General features: G+C 35.8%; 27 protein-coding genes and 1 pseudogene. 14 read left to right on the plus strand and 14 right to left on the minus strand.

What is annotated here, in order from left to right:
• Positions 1 to 105: 105 nt before the first annotated feature.
• The gene (gene rnjA / locus HMPREF2904_RS00475; RefSeq protein WP_003008868.1) at positions 106 to 1,788 is read right to left on the minus strand and encodes a ribonuclease J1; all 1,683 of its coding nucleotides are present in this window, start codon (positions 1,786 to 1,788) and stop codon (positions 106 to 108) included.
• 3 nt (positions 1,789 to 1,791) lie between these two features.
• Positions 1,792 to 2,022 (minus strand): DNA-directed RNA polymerase subunit epsilon, encoded by a 231-nt coding sequence (locus tag HMPREF2904_RS00480; protein ID WP_003008866.1) that lies wholly within the window; start codon positions 2,020 to 2,022, stop codon positions 1,792 to 1,794.
• A gap of 292 nt (positions 2,023 to 2,314) precedes the next feature.
• On the opposite strand from HMPREF2904_RS00480, the gene tsaB reads away from it, so the two are divergent.
• The 6 genes from tsaB to HMPREF2904_RS00510 all read left to right on the plus strand — a co-directional run bounded on the left by tsaB (position 2,315) and on the right by HMPREF2904_RS00510 (position 6,424).
• Complete coding sequence (gene tsaB / locus HMPREF2904_RS00485) at positions 2,315 to 2,998, plus strand: tRNA (adenosine(37)-N6)-threonylcarbamoyltransferase complex dimerization subunit type 1 TsaB (RefSeq protein WP_070659308.1); 684 nt, start codon at positions 2,315 to 2,317, stop codon at positions 2,996 to 2,998.
• Positions 2,995 to 3,432, plus strand: a complete 438-nt coding sequence (gene rimI / locus HMPREF2904_RS00490) for a ribosomal protein S18-alanine N-acetyltransferase (protein ID WP_070659310.1) — start codon at positions 2,995 to 2,997, stop codon at positions 3,430 to 3,432. The genes tsaB and rimI overlap by 4 nt, the downstream gene beginning before the upstream one ends.
• Positions 3,422 to 4,432, plus strand: coding sequence for a tRNA (adenosine(37)-N6)-threonylcarbamoyltransferase complex transferase subunit TsaD (gene tsaD / locus HMPREF2904_RS00495; protein ID WP_070659316.1), 1,011 nt, complete (start codon positions 3,422 to 3,424; stop codon positions 4,430 to 4,432). The genes rimI and tsaD overlap by 11 nt, the downstream gene beginning before the upstream one ends.
• 218 nt (positions 4,433 to 4,650) lie before the next feature.
• Positions 4,651 to 5,346: an AzlC family ABC transporter permease gene (locus tag HMPREF2904_RS00500; RefSeq protein ID WP_070659318.1), complete on the plus strand. Its 696-nt coding sequence runs from the start codon at positions 4,651 to 4,653 to the stop codon at positions 5,344 to 5,346.
• Entirely contained in the window at positions 5,333 to 5,659 is a 327-nt protein-coding gene (locus tag HMPREF2904_RS00505) for an AzlD domain-containing protein (protein WP_176744589.1), read from the plus strand. The genes HMPREF2904_RS00500 and HMPREF2904_RS00505 overlap by 14 nt, the downstream gene beginning before the upstream one ends.
• Positions 5,660 to 5,761: 102 nt before the next feature.
• Positions 5,762 to 6,424, plus strand: a complete 663-nt coding sequence (locus tag HMPREF2904_RS00510) for a hypothetical protein (protein WP_070659320.1) — start codon at positions 5,762 to 5,764, stop codon at positions 6,422 to 6,424.
• 44 nt (positions 6,425 to 6,468) lie between these two features.
• On the opposite strand, the gene gla is transcribed toward HMPREF2904_RS00510, so the two are convergent.
• Positions 6,469 to 7,341, minus strand: coding sequence for an aquaglyceroporin Gla (gene gla, locus HMPREF2904_RS00515; RefSeq protein WP_070659322.1), 873 nt, complete (start codon positions 7,339 to 7,341; stop codon positions 6,469 to 6,471).
• 121 nt (positions 7,342 to 7,462) lie between these two features.
• The gene (locus HMPREF2904_RS00520) at positions 7,463 to 8,635 is read right to left on the minus strand and encodes an aminoacetone oxidase (RefSeq protein ID WP_070659323.1); all 1,173 of its coding nucleotides are present in this window, start codon (positions 8,633 to 8,635) and stop codon (positions 7,463 to 7,465) included.
• A gap of 236 nt (positions 8,636 to 8,871) precedes the next feature.
• Here HMPREF2904_RS00520 and HMPREF2904_RS00525 point away from each other — a divergent pair, with 236 nt between their 5' ends.
• From HMPREF2904_RS00525 to HMPREF2904_RS00540, 4 genes are all read left to right on the plus strand, one after another.
• A complete protein-coding gene (locus HMPREF2904_RS00525; RefSeq protein WP_037615613.1) occupies positions 8,872 to 9,252 on the plus strand; it encodes a CidA/LrgA family protein in 381 nt (126 codons plus the stop codon).
• Entirely contained in the window at positions 9,245 to 9,940 is a 696-nt protein-coding gene (locus HMPREF2904_RS00530; RefSeq protein ID WP_003008843.1) for an LrgB family protein, read from the plus strand. Before HMPREF2904_RS00525 ends, HMPREF2904_RS00530 begins: the two co-directional genes overlap by 8 nt.
• Positions 9,941 to 10,451: 511 nt before the next feature.
• Positions 10,452 to 10,640: a hypothetical protein gene (locus tag HMPREF2904_RS00535; RefSeq protein ID WP_014713950.1), complete on the plus strand. Its 189-nt coding sequence runs from the start codon at positions 10,452 to 10,454 to the stop codon at positions 10,638 to 10,640.
• On the plus strand, positions 10,633 to 11,244 hold the full coding sequence (locus HMPREF2904_RS00540) for a Fic/DOC family protein (RefSeq protein ID WP_070659324.1): 612 nt from the start codon (positions 10,633 to 10,635) through the stop codon (positions 11,242 to 11,244). Before HMPREF2904_RS00535 ends, HMPREF2904_RS00540 begins: the two co-directional genes overlap by 8 nt.
• Positions 11,245 to 11,422: 178 nt before the next feature.
• Here the strand turns inward: HMPREF2904_RS00540 and HMPREF2904_RS00545 are convergent, their stop codons facing one another.
• A complete protein-coding gene (locus HMPREF2904_RS00545) occupies positions 11,423 to 12,997 on the minus strand; it encodes an ATP-binding cassette domain-containing protein (protein WP_070659326.1) in 1,575 nt (524 codons plus the stop codon).
• Positions 12,998 to 13,144: 147 nt separating this feature from the next.
• Positions 13,145 to 14,437, minus strand: a complete 1,293-nt coding sequence (locus HMPREF2904_RS00550) for a radical SAM/SPASM domain-containing protein (RefSeq protein WP_070659327.1) — start codon at positions 14,435 to 14,437, stop codon at positions 13,145 to 13,147.
• Positions 14,438 to 14,678: 241 nt separating this feature from the next.
• Between HMPREF2904_RS00550 and HMPREF2904_RS00555 the strand changes: the two genes are divergently transcribed.
• Genes HMPREF2904_RS00555 through HMPREF2904_RS00565 form a run of 3 tightly spaced genes read left to right on the plus strand, consistent with a single transcriptional unit; the run spans position 14,679 to position 16,664 of the window.
• Positions 14,679 to 15,242: a hypothetical protein gene (locus tag HMPREF2904_RS00555; protein ID WP_070659329.1), complete on the plus strand. Its 564-nt coding sequence runs from the start codon at positions 14,679 to 14,681 to the stop codon at positions 15,240 to 15,242.
• A gap of 53 nt (positions 15,243 to 15,295) precedes the next feature.
• The gene (locus tag HMPREF2904_RS00560; protein WP_070659330.1) at positions 15,296 to 15,673 is read left to right on the plus strand and encodes a TIR domain-containing protein; all 378 of its coding nucleotides are present in this window, start codon (positions 15,296 to 15,298) and stop codon (positions 15,671 to 15,673) included.
• 10 nt (positions 15,674 to 15,683) lie between these two features.
• The gene (locus tag HMPREF2904_RS00565) at positions 15,684 to 16,664 is read left to right on the plus strand and encodes a caspase family protein (RefSeq protein WP_070659333.1); all 981 of its coding nucleotides are present in this window, start codon (positions 15,684 to 15,686) and stop codon (positions 16,662 to 16,664) included.
• 21 nt (positions 16,665 to 16,685) lie between these two features.
• Here the strand turns inward: HMPREF2904_RS00565 and HMPREF2904_RS00570 are convergent, their stop codons facing one another.
• Positions 16,686 to 17,927 carry a hypothetical protein gene (locus tag HMPREF2904_RS00570; protein ID WP_070659335.1) on the minus strand — a complete coding sequence of 414 codons (1,242 nt, stop codon included), beginning with the start codon at positions 17,925 to 17,927 and terminating at the stop codon, positions 16,686 to 16,688.
• Between the two features lie 92 nt (positions 17,928 to 18,019).
• Here HMPREF2904_RS00570 and HMPREF2904_RS00575 point away from each other — a divergent pair, with 92 nt between their 5' ends.
• Positions 18,020 to 18,919 carry a tyrosine-type recombinase/integrase gene (locus HMPREF2904_RS00575; protein ID WP_070659336.1) on the plus strand — a complete coding sequence of 300 codons (900 nt, stop codon included), beginning with the start codon at positions 18,020 to 18,022 and terminating at the stop codon, positions 18,917 to 18,919.
• 248 nt (positions 18,920 to 19,167) lie between these two features.
• On the opposite strand, the pseudogene HMPREF2904_RS00580 reads toward HMPREF2904_RS00575, so the two are convergent.
• The 7 genes and pseudogenes from HMPREF2904_RS00580 to HMPREF2904_RS00610 form a co-directional block, all read right to left on the minus strand.
• A pseudogene (locus tag HMPREF2904_RS00580) lies at positions 19,168 to 19,355 on the minus strand (IS3 family transposase); the annotation flags it as partial.
• 62 nt (positions 19,356 to 19,417) lie between these two features.
• The gene (locus HMPREF2904_RS00585) at positions 19,418 to 19,726 is read right to left on the minus strand and encodes a hypothetical protein (RefSeq protein WP_070659338.1); all 309 of its coding nucleotides are present in this window, start codon (positions 19,724 to 19,726) and stop codon (positions 19,418 to 19,420) included.
• Between the two features lie 3 nt (positions 19,727 to 19,729).
• Positions 19,730 to 21,313 carry an ATP-binding cassette domain-containing protein gene (locus HMPREF2904_RS00590; RefSeq protein ID WP_070659340.1) on the minus strand — a complete coding sequence of 528 codons (1,584 nt, stop codon included), beginning with the start codon at positions 21,311 to 21,313 and terminating at the stop codon, positions 19,730 to 19,732.
• Positions 21,314 to 21,727: 414 nt separating this feature from the next.
• Positions 21,728 to 22,144 carry a hypothetical protein gene (locus HMPREF2904_RS11830; RefSeq protein ID WP_070659342.1) on the minus strand — a complete coding sequence of 139 codons (417 nt, stop codon included), beginning with the start codon at positions 22,142 to 22,144 and terminating at the stop codon, positions 21,728 to 21,730.
• Positions 22,145 to 22,154: 10 nt separating this feature from the next.
• Positions 22,155 to 22,772: a CPBP family intramembrane glutamic endopeptidase gene (locus HMPREF2904_RS00600; protein WP_070659343.1), complete on the minus strand. Its 618-nt coding sequence runs from the start codon at positions 22,770 to 22,772 to the stop codon at positions 22,155 to 22,157.
• Positions 22,772 to 23,926 carry an ABC transporter permease gene (locus tag HMPREF2904_RS00605; protein WP_070659344.1) on the minus strand — a complete coding sequence of 385 codons (1,155 nt, stop codon included), beginning with the start codon at positions 23,924 to 23,926 and terminating at the stop codon, positions 22,772 to 22,774. Before HMPREF2904_RS00605 ends, HMPREF2904_RS00600 begins: the two co-directional genes overlap by 1 nt.
• A complete protein-coding gene (locus tag HMPREF2904_RS00610) occupies positions 23,916 to 24,596 on the minus strand; it encodes an ABC transporter ATP-binding protein (RefSeq protein ID WP_070659346.1) in 681 nt (226 codons plus the stop codon). Before HMPREF2904_RS00610 ends, HMPREF2904_RS00605 begins: the two co-directional genes overlap by 11 nt.
• Between the last annotated feature and the right edge of the window lie 164 nt (positions 24,597 to 24,760).

A 24,760-nucleotide genomic window follows, 5' to 3' on the forward strand; every position in this document is an offset into this window, starting at 1 on the left:
GAAATCGAATTCTAACGAATTACCGATTTCTGCCCCACTCTCTTTTTGATCCTCAAATAGTCATCATAAAACCAGTTGAAACAGTGGTTTCAACTGGTTGTTTTGTTAATTTTCGTCATCTGGTGTGAGAATCATTGGGATAATGATAGGTTCACGTTCCGTGCTCTCGTATAAGAATGGGCGAAGGGCATTGACAATCGCACCATTGACGGTTTGGATATTGGCATCTTTGTTCTTCAAGGCGATACGAATAGCATTGAAGAGAATGCGTTGGCTTTCACGAATCAGATCTCCTGATTCACGCATGTAGATAAAACCACGACTCAAGATGTCTGGTCCAGCCAGGATCATCTTCGATTTGAAGTCAACAGTCGCAACAGCAAGCACGACACCGTCTTCGGAAAGGTCTCTCCGGTCACGAAGGACAGCAGCCCCGATTTCCCCGATGCGGTTTCCATCGACATAGATATCTTGAGCATTGAAGCTTCCTGCGATCCGAGCAGAGTTGGCTGTAAGGGCAAGGACATCACCATTACTCATGATGAAGATATTGTCTTTTTCCACTCCGCAATCACGCGCAAGTCCTGCGTGGATCTTCTGCATCCGGTATTCACCATGGACAGGCATGAAGTATTTTGGTTTGATCAAGCGGAGCATGAGTTTTTGTTCTTGTTGCCCCCCGTGTCCAGAAGTATGGATGTTGTTGATCTTCCCGTGAATGACATCGACACCCGCTTCAGAAATCGTATTGATCAATTTATTCACACTGGTTGTATTTCCAGGAATTGGACTAGAAGAGAAGATCACGGTATCTCCTGGTTGGAGTTGCACTTGGCGGTGCGTTCCGTTGGCAATCCGAGAGAGGGCTGCCATTGGCTCTCCTTGGCTTCCTGTACACATGATCAGGATTTCATTGGCCGCATAGTCTTTGATCTCATTTGGCTCGATAATAGTTCCAGCAGGGACCTTGATATAGCCAAGCTCGATTCCATTGACGATGGCTTTTTCCATTGAACGTCCAAAGACGACGATCTTGCGACCTGTCTTGACAGCTGCCTCAGCTGCTTGTTGGAGACGGAAGATATTCGAAGCAAAGGAAGCAAAAATGATGCGTCCGTGGATGCCTTCAATGATCTTCATGATGGATTGGCCAACTACTTTTTCAGAGTTGGTAAAGGTTGGGACTTCTGCGTTGGTTGAGTCTGAGAGCAGGCAGAGAACGCCTTCTTCTCCAAGGGCCGCCATACGATGGAGGTCAGCCGGTTCTCCAACAGGTGTGAAGTCAAATTTGAAGTCTCCGGTACAAACAATCTTTCCTTGAGGGGTGTGAATCACAATCCCTAAAGGTTCTGGAATCGAGTGAGTCGTACGGAAGAAGGTTGCTTTAAGATTTTTAAATTGAAGCTCAGTGTTTTGGTTGATTTCGTAGAGTTTGGCATCACGAAGAAGACCGTGCTCTTCTAATTTTCCACGGATCAAGGCAAGCGCCAAAGGTCCAGCGTAGATAGGGACATTGGCTTGCTTCAAAAGGAAAGGAATCCCACCGATGTGGTCTTCGTGTCCGTGGGTAATGAGGACCGCTTTGACGCGATCGATATTGTCAACGATATAAGAGTAATCTGGGATTACATAGTCGATCCCAAGGAGGTCGTCTTCTGGAAATTTGATTCCGGCATCGACAATGATGATTTCATCTTGGTATTCAATCCCGTAGGTGTTTTTCCCGATCTCTCCGAGTCCACCAATGGCAAATACACCAACTTCTTCAGGTTTTAAGGTATAAGCCATGGATTAGTACTCCGTTAGTTCAAAAGCACCTGACTCTTTCTCGTAAGCAAGGTGTTGCTCAGAAAGTGGTGTGATAAATTCAATGTTGAAATCTGTGTTTGCTTCAACCAATTGACGTGCTTGGATGCGTCCTTCGCGTTCATTTGGTGCATCAATATCGAGATAAAGTGCATGCGTGGTTTCACGACGAGGGTTGCGGTCTTTTGTTTCCTGATAAAAAACTTTGTAAATCATGAAGTAATTTTCCTTTCATTATTTCGGCCCATTTGTTAGCTGCGAAGGAGTGCAATCACTAGAGTTTCCTACTCGCAACTAGTGGACCTGATTCGATACAATTAATTATCATTATATCATAAATTCGCCTGTAAGTAAAAGATAGACTGGAAAAGTCAGAGAGGCAAGGACCTATAATAGAGAAGCTTTTGAGCGGTTTTGGATATGAAAATCCTGCGCTCTAGAGGAGAGTTTCGCTGGGATTTGAAGGGAATTTGTAGTATAATATAATCCAGTTCAAGAGGAGTAGGAAATGAAATTATTAGCATTTGATACCTCGAGTAAGGCTCTTTCTGTAGCGATTTTAGAAGATGAGACTCTACTTGCAGAAACAACATTAACCATTAAAAAGAATCATAGTATTACCTTGATGCCGGTCATCGATTTTTTGATGCAACAGATCGACTTGACACCCAAGGACTTGGACCGCATCGTGGTGGCAGAAGGTCCTGGGAGTTACACTGGACTGCGCATTGCGGTCGCAACCGCAAAGACCTTGGCTCATACCTTAGGGATTGAATTGGTCGGGATTTCGAGCCTCTTAGCCTTAGTGCCAGATGATCTAGATGGTTTGGTAGTGCCCGTCATGGATGCCCGTCGGAACAACGTTTATGCAGGTTTTTACCAAGAAGATCAGCTGGTCGCACCAGAAGGGCATTTTCCATTTGAGGAAGTCCTAGAGCGTGCAGCGACCAGTGAGCAGGTCACCTTTGTCGGAGAAGTCACGGCCTTTAAGGAGCAGATTGCCTCTAGCCTGCCAAGGGCTACTTACTATGAAACCTTGCCAGATGCAGTGAAAATCGGACGTCTCGGTCTCAAACAAGCGCCTGTTAGCCTCCATGATTTTGTCCCTCATTATCTCAAACGGGTCGAAGCGGAGGAAAATTGGCTCAAAGACCACACGGAAACAACGACCTCTTACATCAAGCGCCTATGATGAAAGGAACAATTAGGAAAGGGAGCATCCGGGATGCGGCCGCCATTATCGCTGTGATGGAAGATGTCTATGAAGCTAGTCCCTGGAAGTTAGAGCAGATTGAAGCTGATTTAGAGCAGGAATCGACCTCCTATTTCCTAGCTGTGGATGAAGAGCAAGTCCTTGGGTTTGTTGCTATTCAAGAGACTCTCTATGAAGCAGAGGTCCTACAGATTGCGGTCAAGCGTGCCTTTCAAGGCCAAGGCCTAGCTCAGCAGTTACTTGCGCAGTTGCCCGACCAAAAAGAGATTTTCTTAGAAGTGCGCGTGTCCAATCAACCGGCCCAAGGCCTATACAAAAAAATGCATTTTGAAGAAATTGCACGGAGGAAAAACTACTATCACGATCCCATAGAGGATGCTGTGATCATGAAGAGGAATCTAAATGAAAGATAGATATATTTTGGCTTTTGAGACATCTTGCGATGAGACCAGTGTGGCTGTCTTGAAAAATGACGACCAACTCTTGTCCAATGTCATTGCCAGTCAAATCGAAAGTCACAAGCGTTTTGGTGGGGTGGTGCCTGAGGTAGCCTCTCGTCACCATGTGGAAGTCATCACCGCTTGTATTGAAGAAGCCCTGGAAGAAGCCGGCATCACAGAAGCCGATGTCACAGCTGTGGCTGTTACCTACGGTCCAGGCCTGGTTGGGGCTCTCTTGGTCGGCCTAGCTGCAGCCAAGGCCTTTGCCTGGGCGCACGGCCTCCCTTTGATTCCTGTCAATCATATGGCAGGGCACTTGATGGCCGCTCAAAGCGTCGAGCCCTTAGAGTTTCCACTTTTGGCCTTGCTGGTGAGTGGAGGACATACCGAGCTAGTCTACGTCAGTGAAGCTGGTGATTATAAGATCGTCGGAGAGACCCGTGATGACGCTGTCGGAGAGGCTTATGACAAGGTCGGGCGCGTCATGGGCTTGACCTATCCAGCAGGACGTGAGATTGATCAGTTGGCCCACCAAGGATCTGATATCTATGATTTCCCACGGGCCATGATCAAGGAAGACAATCTGGAATTCTCCTTTTCAGGGCTCAAATCGGCCTTTATCAATCTGCACCATAATGCCGAGCAAAAAGGAGAAAGTCTCTCCAATGCGAACCTGTCAGCGAGTTTCCAAGCAGCCGTCTTAGACATTCTCATGGCCAAGACCAAGAAAGCTTTGGAGAAATATCCAGTCAAGACTCTAGTCGTCGCTGGTGGCGTCGCAGCCAACCAAGGCCTTCGTGAACGCTTGGCTTCTGAGATCACCGATGTTAAGGTCATCATTCCGCCTCTGCGCCTCTGTGGGGACAATGCAGGGATGATCGCCTATGCCAGTGTCAGCGAGTGGAATAAAGAAAACTTCGCAGGCTGGGACCTCAACGCCAAACCAAGCCTAGCCTTTGAAGGAATCGAATAAGAAAAAGGAGCCAATTGGATGTGCAAGGTCCAATGGCTTTTTTGCTGGGATCTCACCAACTAGTAGCGGATTTGCGAGTCAAAAGAAAATTCGGTATGATAGAAGGAATGAAAGATTGGCGAGGGAAGGGATTATAAAGCTTTCTCTCTCATTGGTCCTTTTTCAACCTTTTTTCTTGTGTTATAATAGAGGTTAATGATTCAGAAAGGAGTGAGAGAGTGGAAAAAGATTTTTGGCAGGGGGTGAGGGACGCGCTACCGACGGCTTTGGGCTATATCAGTATTGGCCTGGCTTGTGGTGTGGTAGCGTCTCCCTATCTTTCTCCTTTGGAGATGGCCTTGATGAGTGTATTGGTCTATGCTGGGGCGGCCCAGTTTGCGATGATTTCTCTGATTGCGGCCCACTCTTCGATCTTGAATATGGCCTTGACGGTGTGTTTGATCAATCTCCGTAATATGTTGATGAGTCTGCATACGTCGTCTGACTTTAAGGATGCTAGTCTCGCTCATACCATTGGGATTGGAAGCCTCCTGACCGATGAGAGTTATGGGGTCTACTTGAGTGAGAAGTTAAAGACGGATACCATTACAGTTCCTTGGATGCATGGGAACAATCTAGTAGGCTATGTGGCCTGGATCAGTGCGACGGTTATCGGAACAGCTCTAGGCTCTCTCCTACCTGATCCAAAGGCTTTTGGGCTTGATTTTGCTTTAGTGGCTATGTTTATTGGGATTTTTGCAGCCCAGTTTCAAGGAATGCAACTGACAGAAAAGACCAAGACCATGCTCATGGTGCTGTTAGCAGTAGCAGTGAGTTTCTTTTTCTTACTCTTTTTTGTTTCGCAACCGCTAGCTGTGCTAGCTGCGACCTTGATCGGCTGTTTTGTGGGGGTGGTCTGTGATGCGCGTGAATAATTATATCTTCATGGCCATTCTGGCCTCAGCCCTCGTTACCTGGATTCCTCGGATCTTGCCCTTCCTCTTAGTCAAATACAAGGGACTGCCGGCTCCTGTAACCCGCTTTCTCAAATACTTGCCCATTTCCATTATCTTTGCCTTGGTTTTATCAAGCTTAGTAGATGGGAAAATTGGAAGCCCCCCGCAGCTCCACTGGTTGGACCTAGTGGTGACCATTCCCAGTCTCTTTGTAGCCTTTCGTTACAAAAACCTTATGGGAACCGTTTTGTTTGGAATTGTCTTGATCGCCCTATTACGATTGGTATTTTAAATGTAAAAATATGTTACAAGAAGGTTACAATTATTATAAAAAAACTTGATTTTTGTAATAATTGGAGTATAATGGGAGTCAGAAAGATAAAAAGGTGATCTTATGAAAAAATCAATCTTCCGTTGGAGTGCCGCTGTTCTGGTGGCTGCTTCACTTGGTCTAGCTCTCGGTGGTTGTGGTGCAAAGGATAAAAAGACAGCTACCTCATCCGCAAAAGCATCTACCAGCAAGGTAGAGAAAAAAGCCAAAAGCAATAGCAAAAAGAGTGCAGCATCTTCTTCTCAGGCAAACGATACAGCTAGCTCTTCGACTCAAGCAAGTAGCGCGACAACTTCAAAAGACTCTGGTAAGACCGAGAATGCGTCTGCTACGACGCAAGCTACTGTCCCTGCAGAATTGGTGGGAACTTGGGTAGGATCTAGCCCACAAGCGGATGCGATTAAAATGACAGTGGATGCCAATGGAGATGTGACAACAGTGGTTAGCTTCAAAAATGATAGCGAACCAACTCGGACAGCTACCTATACAGCAAGAGCCGTCCAAGCAACAGGCAATATCTACTATTGGGATTCAGAAGGATTGGATGGGGCTGATGCCTTGCTTCCAGGGATCACAGGTCTGGGTGTCGCTGACTTCCGACTCGAACCTGGTTTTATCTTGGAAGAAGGACACTATACACCGATTGTTTTCACAACGGCTACCAATACACCATTTGACTACAACAAATACAATGATTTCCGTTTTTCATTAACCAAAGAACAATAAAAAGACGAACTCGATGGAAAATCGAGTTCGTTTTTTTAGATAGATTAACGAAGATAGATAACTTTGAACAATAATACAGCTAAGATAGCAGCAAGAATTGGGGCTACAACTGGTACCCAAGCATACCACCATTTAGAATCCCCTTTGTGTTCTCCCAAGATAGACTTTGGAAGGAAGGCATGGACCAAACGAGGACCAAAGTCACGTGCAGGGTTCAAACCAGGTCCAGTAGGACCTCCAAGTGACGTAACAAGAGCCATAACAAGGAAACCAAGAGCCAAGTGAGCAATTCCTAAACCTGAAGCGTGTGCTTGTGATAAAGCCAATTTTGCTGCTGATGTGCTAGCATCAAAGACTCCTCCTTGTTCAGCAGCAGCTTTTTGAGCAAGACCTGCAACTTCTGCACCAAAGAAATGTTTCGTCAAGCCGAGGGCACCAAAGAAAAGGACGAATGATCCGGCAAACTCGTTGATAAAGCCATTAATTGTAGCAGCTTTGCGTGATTCAGGAGTTCCTTTATCCAAACTAGAAATCGTTGAGAATGTTCCTAAGATGTTGTTAGGATTTTCAGTTTGGATGTAGTATGGACGGTGAGTCGCAACGACAACCAATTGTCCAAACATAGCTCCAAGAAGTTGAGCAACGATGTATGGTAAAACATTTGCCCATGGGAAGAGTCCGCTAACTGCAAGTCCAAGAGTGAAGGCTGGGTTAATGTGGTTTCCTGAAACATTACCAAACATTAAGGCTGGAATCATTACTCCCATCCCATATCCGATCGCAATGACAAGCCAACCGCTTTGATGACCTTTTGTTCCTTTTAATTCGACGTTTGCAACTGCACCATTTCCGAGGATAAGCAGCAAAGCCGTTCCAATAAACTCTGAAAAGAGTTTAACACTAAAATCAAAATCCATGATTCTAATAATCTCCTTTATAAATTTTATACCAATCCATTCTATCAAGTAAATACTAACTTGTAAAGAATTTTTAAAAATTTTATTTCAATAGATGAAGAATAAAGTTAGTAAATTTCTATTAGTAATGAGGGCTCCCTGCTACCCAACCGGTGCAGAGGGCGGATGTGATATTAAAACCGCCTGTATGGGCATTGATATCGAGGACTTCTCCTGCAAAGTGGAGTCCAGGAACGAGCTTGCTTTCTAGGGTTTTAGGATTGATTTCTTTAAGGCTGACACCACCCTTGGTCACAAAGGACTTGGCTAGTGACATCTTCCCAGTAACGGGGATGGGCAGCTCTTTGATCTTTTGAATGAGCTCTTCTGTCTGAGGAGGAGTGAGTTGCTTGGTTTTTTCAGGGAATCCTTGCGCCAAGAAATCAGCTAATCGTTCAGGAAGCAGGACTTTGAGACTATTTTTAATCGCCTTTTCTCGATGCTCTTCTAGAAAGTCTTTTAACTCTTGAGAAGAGGTTGTCGGAAGGAGGTCCAGAGATAAGATTTCCCCGCCTTTAACAAAGCTGGACATCCGAAGGGCTGCAGGGCCAGAAAGTCCAAAATGGGTAAAGAGCAGGTCGTGTGTGATGATGTGTTTGCCGTAGCTGAGGGTCACATCTGTCAGAGAGATCCCTTGGAGGGCCTTGTGTGGAAAATCTGTCAAAAGAGGACTTTCTGCCGCTTCGAGATCGGTGATGGTGTGTTTAAAGTGGCGGGCAATTTCGTGTCCATAGCCGGTAGAGCCGGTAGAGGGGTAGGATTTGCCTCCTGTTGTAACGATCAGCTTATCGGCTGTCCAAGTGTTTTCAGATGATTTGACGATGAAGACGTCTTCTGGCTTGGTGACAGAGACCACTTCACAGTTGGTGGCAATGCTAGTACCAAGCTCAAGGATCTTATTCTCTAAGGCTTGAATAATGGTGCGAGATTGATCACTAACAGGAAAGACCCGGCCATGATCTTCGACTTTTAACTTGACGCCATTATCGGTAAAAAATTGGATGATATCATGATTATCAAATTGGGAAAACACACTGTAAAGGAAACGGCCATTTCCAGGGATACCGGCCATCAAATCGTCTAAGGTCCCGTTGTTTGTGACATTACAGCGACCTCCTCCGGTACCTGCAAGTTTCTTGCCCAACTTTTTATTTTTTTCGATCAGTAGCGTAGGTTGGCCATAAGAGGCGCTGGCAATGGTCGCCATCATACCTGCTGGGCCACCACCGATGACAATGGTGTGAAAATGAGTCATGTAGATCCTTTCATGGTAACTTAACCGTTTTTGGTTTCATTGTATCATAAAATGGATGTCATGAATCAAAATAGTAGCTTCAATATTTGGTAATTTGTTTTATTTTTTTAGAAAAAAGCTTGCAAATTTTCCGAAAAGGAGTAAACTGATAGGGATAAATGGATGTTTACTTCTAAGTAAGCAGAAGCGAGGATACGAATCCTTATTGGAAATGATCCATAAAAAGGGAGATGAAGATGAAATTATATGTACAACTGACGATTATATTCACGATTTCATTAATTGGTGAAATCATTTCTGATGGGTTACACTTACCAATTCCTGGAAGTATGATCGGACTGTTGATCCTATTTTTATTATTGCAGTTTAAGTTATTACGCATGCGCCACGTCAATATGGTAGGAAATTTTTTATTAGCAAACATGACGATTCTGTTTCTTCCCCCTGCGGTCGGTATTATGGATAAGTTTCATGTGATTGCGCCTTATCTGTTTCCAATCATGTTGATTCTACTTGGAGCCTTGGTCATCAATGTGGCTTTAATTGCAATCGTGGTTAGTTTTATAAAAAATCGTTTTGAGGGTGATTATCCAGAAGGGGGACGCAAGCATGGCTAATTTTGCGAGTAATCCTTTATTTGGGATTGTCTTATCTATTTGGGCTTATTTGATTGGAATGTTAATTTTCCGCAGGTATCCCCATCCAATAACAACGCCACTTTTAGTGGCTACAGTAATCGTTATCTTATTCTTAATGATTACAGGAATTTCTTATAAGGATTACTATGTCGGTGGTTCCCTGTTAAATCAGTTGATTGGACCATCAACAGTCGCCTTGGGGATTCCTCTCTATAAAAGTTTCCATTTGATGAAACATCATGCACGAAGTATTTTGATCGGCTCAACAGTAGCGGTTATTGTGAATACGATTTTTACAGCCTTGATCGCGAAAGCATTTGGGATGAAGTATTTTCTAGCTATTTCACTCTTTCCAAAATCGGTTACGACTGCAATGGCAGTTGGGATTACTGAAAAAATGCAAGGAATTACGACCATCACTCTTGTGGTAGTTGTAGCAACTGGATTATTAACAAGTGTCTTAGGTCCAACGATATTGAAACTGTTAAAAATAAAAGATCCAGTAGCTATTGGGTTAGCCCTTGGCGGTACAGGACATGCAGTAGGAACAGGGACAGCGTTTAAGTATGGTCATGTGGCCGGTGCTATGGCAGGATTGGCAATTGGGATCACAGGAATTTTGTATGTATTCATTAGTCCAATTGTGGCTTCGATGATTTTATCCTAAAACAATTTATTATTTTTCTGAGAGAGGCTCAAAAAGGCTCTCTTTCATTTTGTAGTGAAAGCTTAAAAATCCATCCGGAGTGAAAGAAGCTTTTCATGATTACTATCCAAAGCTTTTCCAAGCGTCTAAAAAATGGTATAATGAACTGTAAATTTCAGAAGTTGGAAGGAATGTAATTACTATGATGAATATGCAAGACTTAATTTAAGATTCTTAAAGTCTTGTTATTTATCAAAATACTGGTATTAAGGGATTTCGCATCCGTTTAAATCAATAAATTATAGATGTGTTACAGTATATTGGACAGTAAATGGACAGTGACAGAGTGTTTGAAGGAGAGTAAAAGAGGCCAAAGTGCCTCTTTTATTATAAGAAATTGATACTTTTATTGTATAACTTGTTATTTTTTAGTTTTATCATAAATTCATACTTTAATAACAGTCTCTATCCTTTAGGTGAAAATACCGATTTTATGGTATAATAAGGATAACTCTATACAAGGAGGTGTGCCATGACTCTTGATGTAAATAAAGAAGAATTAACAATTTTAGGGATTCCCTTTGATAACTTTTCAGATTTTGATACTGTCTGGTATGCTATTGGGTCATCAATGATTGAAAATTATGAACCTACTGTTCAAGATGTGATTGACTTAAAAACTTATGTTATCAACAGACGAAAGGAATTGAATATTGGTTAAAAATCAATACGAAGGCTATAAGTACATTGACCCTCATCACCAATATACCTATCCAAATTCCACAGTCTTAATCAACAAACAAAATGTTACAAATATTGAAGAAGCCTATCGAAATGAACACTTATTCGTTACTAAAAGACTTGCAGACTTGCGCTTGAAAGCCATTGAAGTCTATTCCATGAGTAATATTTTAGCCATTCATAACTATTTGTTTCAGGATGTTTATGCCTGGTCAGGACAATATCGCAAGGTGAATATCTCAAAAAATGGGAATCCTTTTATGTCAATACAATCTTTCAGTACTGCCCAAGCATATATAAACCGCCTTATTCATACCTATTATCAAACTGCTAATTCAAAAGATGAGATTATTAAACAATTAGCAAAAATTCTTGATAATCTTAATTATTTCCATCCCTTTCGAGAAGGGAATGGACGAACTCAACGAGAAGTCATTCGTTCCTTAGCATTATCAAAAGGATACTCTGCACAAATACGTGTGGAGCAAGATGACGAGGTTTACAATCTTTATATGGACGGAACAGTCTATGGAGATTTAGGAAAGTTAGAAGAACTACTTGGTAAAATACTGGAAAAATTGTAAATTAGTCTACAAAAATACTTCTATGTTTTTAAATATCCTAAATATCACAGAAAATTATAACTTACTCAAAACTTAAAGACAAAAAGCTTCTGAAATCTAACGTTTCAGAAGCTTTCTTCTTATCATAAAACGACTGCAACTATTAATCGATACCACATTATCTTATCATGAAAATAATTCAATTTTTTCTTAGTTCAATGACTTGATCGTATCGACTTTCATAATCAATATGGTGAGCGATTTCTAACACCATCATCGGTAGTGAGAAAATCAAGTCTCGAACCATCTGGCTATTTTCTACGTCAAGAGCTGCAGTTACCTCATCTGCTAATAAAATATCCTTTTTACGAAGAAGGAAGCGGGCTAGTTCAATCCGGACTCGTTGTCCGCCTGAAATATTTTCTCCGTTATTAGTGATTACAAAATCAAGTCCATCAGTTAGTTCATGGTCGAGTTTGACCTGTCTCAAAGCAGTCTCCAATTCTTGATCTGAAAACTCTTGTCCCAAACTAAGATTGTAGCGAACAGTATCATTAAAGAGGAAAGGATGCTGACTGATAATACCTACCTGACGAATAAAATAACTTGTTTTTGCTCCATCCCTTGTCCGACAAGTAATCGTCCCATCATCCGCCTTTTCTTCCCCTGTGATCATTCGAAAGAGGGTTGATTTCCCACAGCCACTTGGACCTTTGATGAGAACTTTTTCCCCTTGTTGAATGGCTAGATTAAGATCGTGTATAATCTCTCTACCGTTATAAGATTTACTTAAATGAGAAATTTCTAGTTCTTCTACTTGTGAGATCGAATGATTGTCCGATTCACTATTATCTTCTCGATTTAAAATCCCGAAAATCTTTTCTGCCGTTGTTTTGGCTCCTTGTACTTCAACCACATCATACATGATATTTTGTATAGGACCTACCAGTTGACCAGCGGCAATATACATTGCAACCAGACTAGCCACTGAAACATGATGACCATGCATGGCAAGGAAGAACCCCAATACCAAGGGGAGTACTTGGCTAAGAAAGACCATGAAACCATTACAAAAGAAAACAATATTATGGGTAAAAGCAAACTTTTGAATGGCTCGTTGATAACGAAGATTGATATTCCAGACGCGCTGAGAATTTTCAGGCAAGGCTTGATTCATCCGCAAGGTTTGAGCCCCTCGAATACTATCAGAGATTTGGTTATGAACAGCTGTTCTTCCCTGAGACATTTCATCCCCTGAATTCTTTAGCTTATTATTCATTAAGAATTGTGGAATGGGACGTAAGATCGTGAAGAAAACAAAGATAGAACCCAATAAAACATTTTGGGCAATGATATAGATCGCCGTAATCAGCGCTCCAAATCCCCAACATGAAATAGTCATATAGCGTTCAAAAAAGTTATCTCCTAAAAATTCCATATCCTGTGTCAGCATGGTAATCTTTTCATCTTCACTATATTCCCTGTCTTCCATTAACTTATGAAACAATGCCGTTCGGATATTCATGTGAATTTCACGTCGAAAGACATTATTTGCATGATTACAAAATAACATTAGACTATACAAAGCGAAATAGACAGAAAAACCAAAGAGGGCAAATTTCCAAATAGAAGAATAGGTAAGGTTATTTTGATCTATCGATAATGCTTTGGCAACAACCAAGGGTTGCCCCAAAGCGAGACCTCCATTTGCCAGTGCCCCAATAATAGTTAGGTATTTTGTTTTTTTATCAAGATATTTAAAGATATGAATCATAAGTTTCTCCTGGAAAAAATAGAGAGGCTAGCACACCTCTCTGTAATTTAGAAACATTATTTACAATAATTGCAAATATTAGTCACATTTTCAGGTCTCTTAGGGATTTGATTATTTTTTTTGACAACCATAAATATGATCTCCTTTCTAGTCCACATCTAAAATATCTTCATATAACTTGGATAAAGCAAAAAGTGCTAGATTTTTTTTAATTCTCTCTTTCATACTTTCACATATAAAATCAGAATTTAATTTTGTAATATGCTTGGCCATTGGACAAAAGCCTGATTTACATACCAGAACAAATGGACACCCTTTACAATCATCTCTGACCATAATACTCCAGTTCTTTAATTTATTCTGGTTAATCAATCCAGTATTGATATTTCCAAAGATATTCTCTTTATTGTATAGGGCTACTGTGCAAGATTGTACAATACCTTTAACATTAAACATATAATGATTTAATCGATTTGCGTAGCAACTAAACGAATTATGAATAACTATATTCGGTGAACATAACTTGTATCCTAAGTTTAATGCTCTAATTGACAACTCATAACTTGCATCATCTTTTAATAATGTAACACAATCATCCCTAGAACGGTCACCTTGACCCCAATTTCCTATGTTATGATACATTACTAAAAATCTATCATCACCTTTAAAAAATTCGCCATCATTCAGTAAAAACAATTCCATGTGATTGTAATTTTCTTTAGAAACATTAAAACGAAGTACACAAGTGAAATTTAGAGGAGTTTCTTTCATACGATGCAAATTTTCTAAAATACGAAGATAAGACCCCTTTTTATTTTTTAAAACTCGTTGTGTATCATGACTTTCACAATCACCATCAAGAGTAATTTGAAAACTTGAAACATGATAATCAGATACTAACGCTTCAAATTTCTTACTTGTAAGTAAAAATCCATTAGTCGTTATACTAGCTGAATATATCACATCAAACTGATCACAAAGTTCTAAAAATTTTGTAGATAATCGCTGAATAGTTGCATATCCTAATAGTGGTTCTCCACCGAACCAAGAAATTCTTAAATACCTATAAACACCTGTTTTTAACTTTTCCTCTGCAAATTTTAAAATTGCTAGCTCTGTTTTTTCTGACATTCCGATATTCTCAAAATGCTCATAGCAGTATTTACATCGAAAATTACAATCACCATGTGTTAAAATTGTAAACTCTAAAACCTCATTATTAGTATCTTGAATTTGTTGTAGATATTTATCTACTTCATTCTCTTCAGAACAATACATATTCTGCTCAAGATAACTATAATAATCTCTTGCTATCTCTTTATTATGAGAGATTACTTCTTCCAATTCTTTTGTTATAAAAAAAGAATGATTATTTTTAGTATTAAAATAGACCGTACCTGAATCAAGTTTATGACTTAATACATATCGTGATAATTGCATATTATCACCTCTATTTCTTTGTGAATTATTTTACAAATTCATTATACATCTAAGAACAAGTCTTTGTCAACGAATACTCAAAAGATTAGAAAAGTTTAAACTTTTAATGATATTCTAAGTTTTCCTCCGTAAGTATTCATCTCATCCATTACAATAAAAAGTTACTGTTGGAAACATATAGGAGATTAGAAACTATGGTATACTAGTGATAATAAATAGTTATCGGTAGGAGAAATCTAGCGTGAATAAAAAAAAAATAAGAGTTTTTTTGAGTAGACCTAATCCGTTTACTAAAGAACAACAGTACTTTATAGATAAATTAAAAAACACCTTAGATAAGTACAATATTGAAAGTATAACATTGCAAGCAAAAGATTATTCACCATATGAATCTCTAACAGTTTTGAATGAAATGATAAAAAGATGCTATGGTATGGTCATCTTAGCTTTTGGACATACATATATTCAATCTGGTATTTTAAAAAAAGGAGCAATTAAGAATAAAAATTTTTTTGAAGCTGAAGAACAATCATTAGATGGAAAATGGATTACAAGTTCTTTTTGTCAAATTGAAGGTGCTATGGCAATTTCAAATAATATTCCCATTTTAATTATTAAGCAAAAAAATTTACGTATTGATGGTATTTTAAAGGATGATAAAAAAATTGTATCTGTATCGGATTTTACTTTAGAAAACACTTCACAAATTGATTTCTTTTTTGAAAATATTTTAGAAAAAGAAATCTACTATTGGAAAAAATCACTAGAGCAAATATTTAATAAAATTGAAGGAAAAATAATATAAAGCGTTTTCTAAAGTGGTATAATAAAGTCAAAGCTTTTATGAGGAGAAACTGGATGAAAAGAATTTTTATAAGCTTTGCAATTGAAGATGAAATTCTTCGAGATTTACTAAGGGGACAATCACGAAATACGAACTCCCCATTTGAATTTGTAGATATGTCTGTTAAGAAACCATGGGATTCTCAATGGAAAACTAAATGTAGAACAAGAATTAGAGGGTGTGATGGTATGATTACTATCATTACTAGGAATACCAAGAATGCCGATGGGCAAATTTGGGAAATGAACTGTGCTACAGATGAGGGGATACCACTACTTGCAATTTATGGTAACAAAGATCATATTGGTGCAACGATTCCAAATGAATGTGGCTATCTTCCTGTAGTAGATTGGAATTGGGAAAAGATTAGTACTTGGATAAAACAATTGTGAGGAATAATTTATGTTAAAAAACAAGGCATTAATTGTTGGTATCGATGAATATTCTCAGGCTCCATTAGGGGGATGTGTAAATGATGCAGAGGAGATAGCGAAATTATTGGAAGAAAACGAGGATGGTTCCCCTAATTTCAGTGTTAAGCTAAAACGTAATGTACAAACAAAAGCAGAGTTATTGGAGGACCTTCATTCTTTATTTAAAGAAGGAGAATCCGACATTGCACTTTTTTATTTCTCAGGACATGGAACAGATGAGATGGCTGGTCAAATCGTAACACCAGATTTTAATGGCTATGATATGGGGATTTCTATGAATGATATACTTCGACTGGCAAACACTTCTAAAAGTCGAAATAAAATTATCATCTTAGATTGTTGTTATTCTGGAAAGTTAGGAGATTGTAGTCCTATAGACTCATCGAATGCCATGATTGGAAAAGGTGTTACTATTCTAACAGCAAGCAATCGTGATGAAGTTGCTGTTGAAGATGGAATAACTGGTCATGGTGTGTTTACTGAATTACTAATTCAGGGGCTAAAAGGTGGAGCAGCAGATGTTAGCGGGAATGTTACTCCTGCTAGTTTGTATTCTTTTGTCGATCAGTCACTTGGAGTATGGGAACAAAGGCCTCTATTTAAAACAAATATAACAGGATTTTTACCTATCAGAACTGTTGAAGCTAAAGTATCAAAAAAGGTGCTACGGAAACTTCATCAATATTTTCCAGAAGCTACTTCAGAATTTCAATTAGATCCATCATTTGAATTTACCAATACTCCTGAAGTAACTCATGAATATAAAGAACCTTTCGCAAAAGAAGAAAATGTTGGTAAATTTAAAGAGTTACAGCTTTATGAAAGCGTAGGTTTGATTGAACCTGTTGGAGAGGAGCATATGTACTTTGCTGCTATGAACAGCAAGTCTTGTCGTTTGACACCACTAGGTTTACATTATTGGAAATTATCAAGAGATAAGAGATTTTAAGAGGGAAGTGAATCAATTTACTCACTTCCCTTTTATTATTTTTAGAGTTTCGTAATAATCTTCCTTTAGCTCTTTACGACCTGAGGTAACAGTCTCTTCTTGCCTTTTTGTAATAGGCTTAAATTTAATAATTGATTCGTCAGTACCAAATGCAATTAAAGTCAAATCTTTAACATTTTCATTAAACCAAGTATCATCGAGCTCAGTTTCCTCTCGTTTGAGAAATTGTAATTCTGTTAAGCAAGTTTTAGCAAAATGAACAGCAGAGTAATAGTATTCTTTTACTGATTCGATGTCCTTAGATATACGATATTGTTTTAATAAAAGAGCACAGTAATTTCTAGCACAATAGAGATTCCCACTCTCAAAATTTGAACCATTTTTGTAATATCTTCTAGCTTGTTCTAAGAACTTACATTCTCTATTAAGTGCAAAAATTTGCTTATTTATCGCTGCAACAATACCTAGCAAGTTTTCATTTGTAGAGGTGATTAAGTCTATTTTTTTATCAATGTATGATAAGGTCGAAAGTAGATTTTCTATGGTTATATCTTTTTTATAGCGACATAGAATGTATTGAGACAATATGTCTTCATCAAAAGATAAGTTTAAAATCTGAAGATACTTTTTCTCGGCTTCTTCAAACTGCATATTTTCCTTCAAATTTTCAGCTTCTTGAATCATAGTCCTTATCGAGTCGCCTTCTGTATCTTCGTGTTTTGACAATTGAATTAATGGTTCAATTCTATATAAATTATAATCAAATACAGGACTATCAATGTATTCTGGATTAGAATTTAAACAAGCGATTAAAGTTTTTTCCAATTGCTCCTGAACGGATTTTCTATAGTTTTCATCCGATAATATTTTCTTTCTATGATATCTTATCTGTGGACTCATTGAGATATCAAAAAATGGATATTTGCGAATGGTAATTTCCTCACAAAGAATAATTGTAGACTTAGGTTTCATTGCATGACGAAGTCCTAACTCATAGATCGCATTTTGATTCAGAGTACTTATATCAGCAATTACTATATCAGCTAAAAAAATAGATGTAATGAAATTTTTGTTAATAGCTACAGAAGTAGGGACTTCATCACCTCGATATGCATTTGTGGAGTAAATGGAGTTCAAATTATTCCGTGATAAAACTGGCTTTATAAACTTAAAATATATATCATCTAAGTTTAGCTTCACCAACGTCCCAGGAATTTTCTTTACTCCGTAACCCATAACTACAAAGCATGTTTTATCATCCATTTTTCATACTCCTACCGATAACTATTTATTATCACTATACAAAATGCCCAAATAAGTTTAAAATAACATGATTATTATTAAAGGAGATATTCATGGATTCTAAACTTATTTCTAATTACTTAAGTTACTGCAAAACGCATAAACGTTTAAGCACACATACAATTCGAGCTTACAAAAACGATCTTTTACAATTTTACAATTCAAACTACGATAATGTTGAATCATATATTGAATTTTTAACAAAATCAAATATAAAATCAAACACTCTACGACGAAAAATCGCAAGTTTGAAGGTTTTTTACAGCTATTTAAAATTTCAAGGTATAATTGATGAAAATCCTTTTAATCAACTACGATTTCAATTTCGGAAGGAAAAAATATTACCTAAAACCATTCCTTATGATATTTTAAAAAGTGTCTACTCAGATTCAGAACAAAAAGTTATCTATTCAAAATCTAAATATCAGAAACAAAAAGCTGAAAGAAATTTACTAATCATTTCCTTATTACTTTCAACTGGCATTCGGATTTCTGAACTTTGTCATATTCATCTTAAAGATATTAATTTTTCAAATAGAACACTTCATATTATCGGAAAAGGAAAAAAAGAACGTATCCTCTTTTTAGGAGACCAAACAACCTTTAGTTTATTGAAAAAATATATAAATAAATACTGCGTCCGACCTAATGACTATTTATTTACTGGTCAAAATCCTCTTAAAGCACTTTCAGAACAAAGTGTCCGTCTAATTTTAAAGAAGCTGGTTAAGAAAAACAACTTATCTATAACTATCACGCCACATATGTTTAGACACAGCTTTGCTACAATGCTACTGGATAAAGATGTAGATATTCGTTATATACAGCAAATACTTGGACATAGCTCTATTTCTGTAACTCAGATCTATACTCATGTATCTCAATCAAAACAAAAAGAAATACTCACTCTGTGTAATCCCATATCTTCCATTCGTTCTCGACCACAAAAGTAAAATAACCATAGCTAAATCAAAGCATTTTGATGATTTCCCTCTAGAAATTTTTACTCTATTTATTTTAAAAGAACAAGTATCTAATTTCATTATTATCAACAAAAGGTAGTTCTATATTTTTGAACTACCTTTTACATATTATAAATATTTTGTGTCTTCTGTTTTATTTAGATTTTGTGATTTTCTCTAGCCAAAGATACACTTTTTTATGAACAATCTTCCAGGAGAACTTTATAAATAATTTCTTATTTTAATTTAGGAAAATAAGAACGATTCTTTACTTTTTTGCGATTTCTATTCCATAACGATCAATCATTTTAATCATGTACTGAAGATTAGAAATGTTTATCCCAAATTGATAAGAAAGACGTCTAAAGCTCTCTCCTTGCTTTCTCAATTCATATATTTGAACTTTATCTTCATAAGTTAATTTTATAATAAAATCACCCAAAAAGTTAGATTTTTTCTGTCTAACTTTTAGGGCGCAGTTCAGTTAGTTTATTTATCAAATTTTTTAAAAAAATAAAATTTTTTATAATATCTATTTTTATTAAGTGTCAAATCAATATCTTCTTCAACCTCTTTTACGGTTATATTAATATAACGAGGCAATGATAGAAGTTGTAAATTATAAAATTTTATTCCCCTGCTGTTTAGAACAAGCAAATCTAGTAAATTGCCTTCTATCCTAATTTCAACTTGAACTTCTCTTGACATTAAATTCTTAATAATCAGAAAATCTTTTTGTTGACTTCTTTTAGAATTTACGTAGACATATTTTTTTCGTTCAAAAATAATTTTTTTCAAATCTTATACCATTTCAATAATATAATCTTTTTTATTAATATAATTTTTTGTGTGGCTAACAATAATCAAAATAGAATTTTTGAATCTATCTCTAAACATTTTATCAATTTTTCTAGAATTCACCTCATCTATATGAGCATACGGTTCATCTAATATTACAATTTCGGAATCCTCTTTTAGGTATTCTCTAGCTAATGCTAATCTAGCAATTTGGCCTTTTGAAAGTGTTTTTTCAGTAACTATTAGATTTAATAGATCCTTATTATGAAACTCATCAAACAATCCGAATTGTTGAAGCGTATCTACCAGCTCTTCATCTGGTATCTGATGCGAATATGATAGATTATCTCTTATTGTTTTATTTACTAGTATTTGCTGTTGACTTTGATAATAGGCCAGTTTACTATATAGGGTTTTCCCATTCTTAAAAGTTAAATGAATTTGCCCAGTGTTAAATTTAACTAAACCTAAAATAGAATTTAATAACGTTGTTTTACCAATACCAGAACTACCTGTTAATTGGTATACTTCACCTTCATAAAAATTTAGATTACTTATTATTTTTTTATTAAACGGATTTAAATAATTAATTATTTCAATTTGAGTATTTTTCCCAAATTTTACAAATACACAATTATTCGAATTCGATTCTAAATCAGAGAATGTATTAAGATATTCTACCATAACCTCTTTGCTTCGCTTTATACTAGTTAGGTCATCTGATATTGCTAATAAAGGAGCTAGTAATTGAGCACAGTACATGATATATAGAGTAACCGAAGATATCTGTGTCACACCTCTTTTTATATCATTCATAATAATAAATAACAATGATATAGAAATTAAAATAAATAATAATTGGTTACCAATCTGGCTAAATATACTTATCTTTAAAGTATTTACTGATATTTTAAAAATTTCTTGAATTGATATTTTTAAATCTTTAAATTCTTTATCAATGGTATTGTTAATTTTTATTAATCCTAACCTTCCAAGGACATCAGAAAGTTGCTGATTTGTTGTTGACAAAAAATTTTGAAATCTGATTTGAATTTTAGATAAGATTTTTCCGGATAAAATTGAATAAGTAACTACTACCAATATACCTATGATTATAAATAACGTAATTTTTAAATTTAGATAAAACAATATGATTATACTTAAACTTAATTGAAGGGTATTTATTATTAAAGTTGGAATCTGTCTCGAAATTAACTCAGAAAAAAAACCGGGATTATATATCACTCTACTTGCCCAAGTAGTAGTTTCAAGATTAAATATTTCCGAATTTAAAAGAGATAATACACTTTCTTTTCGTAGAGATAAGATCGTATATTCTCCTATTTTTCCGAGTATATATAAAGAAAAATACATAATTGCATTTTGTATTAAAAAAAGTAGTGCAAGAGGAACAATTCTATTATAGTTAAATTCTTTAAAGTTTTGGAATAATAGATTAATCTGAGCTGGCAATAATAGTCCTACAATAGCTGAGACTGAAGCTAGTACTACACCTATTCCCCATAGTACTCTTTCTTTAAAACTTATATAAAAATGTATTTTTTTTAATAAATCTACGATAGTCATAGTGTACCTCTAATATATTATGTTAGCTAACATTAAATTAAAAGATAGGTGCACCTTTTTTTATTAGAAAGATGCACCTATTTTATAGAAGTTAGTATTTAATGTAAATATCCTATAATCGGGATACGTTTTTAAGATAAATTAGATATGTACTTTCTTCCATTATGATTTCTTTTTACCATTTGAGTAGTAGGTTACCTGGGTATAAACACCCCAAAACCATTGAGTTGTTAATTTTTTAAATAATCTAATCATTTTTCATCACCTCCTCCTAATAAAGCAAAAAAATATTACGATTTCTTTCTACCATTTGAATAGTAGGTTACCTGGGTATAAACACCCCAGAACCATTGAGTCGTTAATTTTTTAAATAATTTTAGCAGGATTTTTCACCTCCTTTCAATATATATTTCATCAGAATTGTCCTTGCTTAACTTTTCTAAAAGTTTTGAAAAGAATTGCAATAAATCCACCTAGTAATAATTCTTGTAAAAAGAATCCAAAATAAGTACCAAATTGTAAATTTCTATTAAATGTAAACACTGAGGTTTCGGATTGAATAGTATTTTGTTCAATAATCGTCATAGGGGTAACACTAAAAATTGCAAACATCATCAATGCGTGTATAATTCCAAAACTAATCAAGATTAACCAAGTATGTTTATTTTTAACTGCAATATTACCGGAAATAAAAGCCAATAATATTGACGGAATAATTTGAACAAATAACATAAATTGAAAAATACTAAAATGTTCTAACATGAAAAAACATATTGAAAATTCTACAATTAGTAACGCAATAAACACTATTTCTTTGTTTGTAAGTTTCATTTTATCTCCTTTAAATAAAATCTAATACAATATTCCATAAAGCATGAATTGTTGTTGAGAGAAGAATATTTCCGGTTTTATCTCTAATGACAAATAAAACAATAGATAGCGGGAGCCTGTATAATAAATTGTCTAATATACTTTCCTCCATATGCCCTAAATAGCTAAATATTATACCTTGAAGTAAACATATAATAAAAAAATTTCTAAATAATATCTTAAGTATTTCAGGAACCAGCAATCTATAAACGAATTCTTCTTCCCAGGCAATTAAAAAATTTAATACAATAAATAAAAATATATAAATGGCTGAAATATATTTTTCTGTAAATAGAAATACATATATAGTTATTAAAATAACTGAAATAATAAGAATACTGACTTGTTTAAAAGAGAATATTTGCTTGGTTTTAATACGAATTAAACCTGTTTTATTTAGCTCCCACCATAGAAATAATGCTGTCATTGCAAATATTATTCGTTCACCGAACATCATTTTTAGCATTCCTGCATTTCCTAATAACAGAGCTACGAGAGCATCTCCTAAAATAAGAGATAAGAGTGGAAAAATTGCTGTGGCGATTAATATAACAACAACTTCATGTTTATGTAGATTACAATTCTCCATTATTTCAAACCTTCAATAACATTTTTATTTGCTGCAACCATTGCAGGAATGATACTAAATACAACTCCAAATACACTAGTTGTAAACAATGTGATTAAAATGTGATTCAAAGTTAATGTCGCAACAAAACCACTTATATTCATTAAAATAACAAATATTTCAGCTATTAGGATTCCTGACATACCTCCTATTATGGATAAAAATGTACCCTCTATCATATACGATAGGTAGATATCAGATTTTTTTGCACCTAGAGCACGACGAATTGCTATTTCCTTACTACGCTCACTTACGGAAGATAACAAAGCATTCATGACTCCAAAACCAGCAACAAATATTGAAATACTTGAAAGAAATGCAATAAAATTAAGTATAGTGTTAGCTTGAGCTTTAGTTTCTTCATAAACACGTTTGTTATCGATATATGAATAAGTTCCTTCACGATGATATGTTCCATGAATATCTAAAATTGACAAAGCTTTATTAATATTCTCTATTTTGTTAGTTGATATCACCAGCTCATCAAAATATTCCTTATATCCTAACAGTAAACGCTTCGTATCCTCAGTAACTATTAAAGAAGGTAATCTTTCGTTAACAGCTGATCCATAAAAAATTGACTGAATAGTGTAATCTTTGCCAGATATATTAATAGTTTTTCCTAAGAAATTCTCAATGTTTCCCTTTCGAGTCAATAACATTAGAGCTTTATCGCTAATAGCAATCCCGTTATTTAGGTTCTTTATTGATTTCCCTTTTAACAAGGATGGTACATTTAATCCATTTTTATTCAAATCATCTAATGTACGAAAACTGAGATATTGTTTTGTTTTATTAAAATATGTTTCAGCATACAAACCATAGGAACTAGCAGATAGCCTCACATCTTTCCCGATAGAATTCTCAACTATTCTTTTATCTTCCTTGGAAAAACCACCTCTAGTCAAGATATTTTTGGGAGTATAAGTTATTGTTACAGAATCTTCCTCAATGTGTAAGTCATCACCTAATGTAGAAGTGGTATAAGAAGAACTTGACAAAATAACCAGCACCACAAATGTTGCTACGGCAATCGCTAGGGAAGTGAGAATACTCTGTCGTTTATTTCTCAATAACAGTTTTAAAGTATCTATCAAAATTTTTTTAAACTTCATTTAATTTCAATCCTTCCAGCGTTAAATGACCGTTTCTCATTTTATACCTAGTTTTACTGCAATTTGCAACAAACTCATCATGAGTAACAATGATAATTGTAGTACCAGAATTGTTTAAATTTTGTAGAATTTGTAAAATCTCGTCCCTACTTTCTTCGTCTAATGCTCCTGTAGGTTCATCTGCTATAAGAAATTTTGGCTTATGAGCAAGAGCTCTGATTAGAGCAACTCGCTGTTTTTGTCCCCCTGATAAATTATTTGGATATTCATTAAGTTTGTCTACAAGGCCCAAGTCTTCAACTAAACTCTCAATGTATTTTAAATTTGCCTTCTTTTCTGAGTAGAGGAATGATAATAAAATATTTTCTCTAACCGTGTACTCATCAATTAGATGAAAATGTTGAAATACAAAACCAATATCATTGTTACGGAGTGTAGCATGCTGATCCTCATTTAAACTTTTTATAATTTCTCCGTTAAGTTTGTACTCTCCGCGAAATTCAGAATCGAGTAATCCTAAAATATTGATTAATGTGGATTTACCAGATCCAGATGGACCCATTATAGATATAAAATCTCCTTGTTTAACTATTAAATTTATATTTTTTAAAACACTATTTTTAAATTCTCCTTGATTAAAACTTTTACATATATTTTTTAATTCCAACATAGAATACTCCATTTTATCTTATCAATTATATAAAAGTCCAAAAAATTGAAATAACTAGTAATAACATATTTTATCTCCTTTGTTTTTTAATTAACGAATATTATACTTATAAAAAACATATATAAAAAGGCCAAAAATGTCACTAATTTTAAATAGAATTCTTT

The sequence above is a fragment of the Streptococcus sp. HMSC072G04 genome (assembly GCF_001813295.1).
Lineage (GTDB): Bacteria > Bacillota > Bacilli > Lactobacillales > Streptococcaceae > Streptococcus.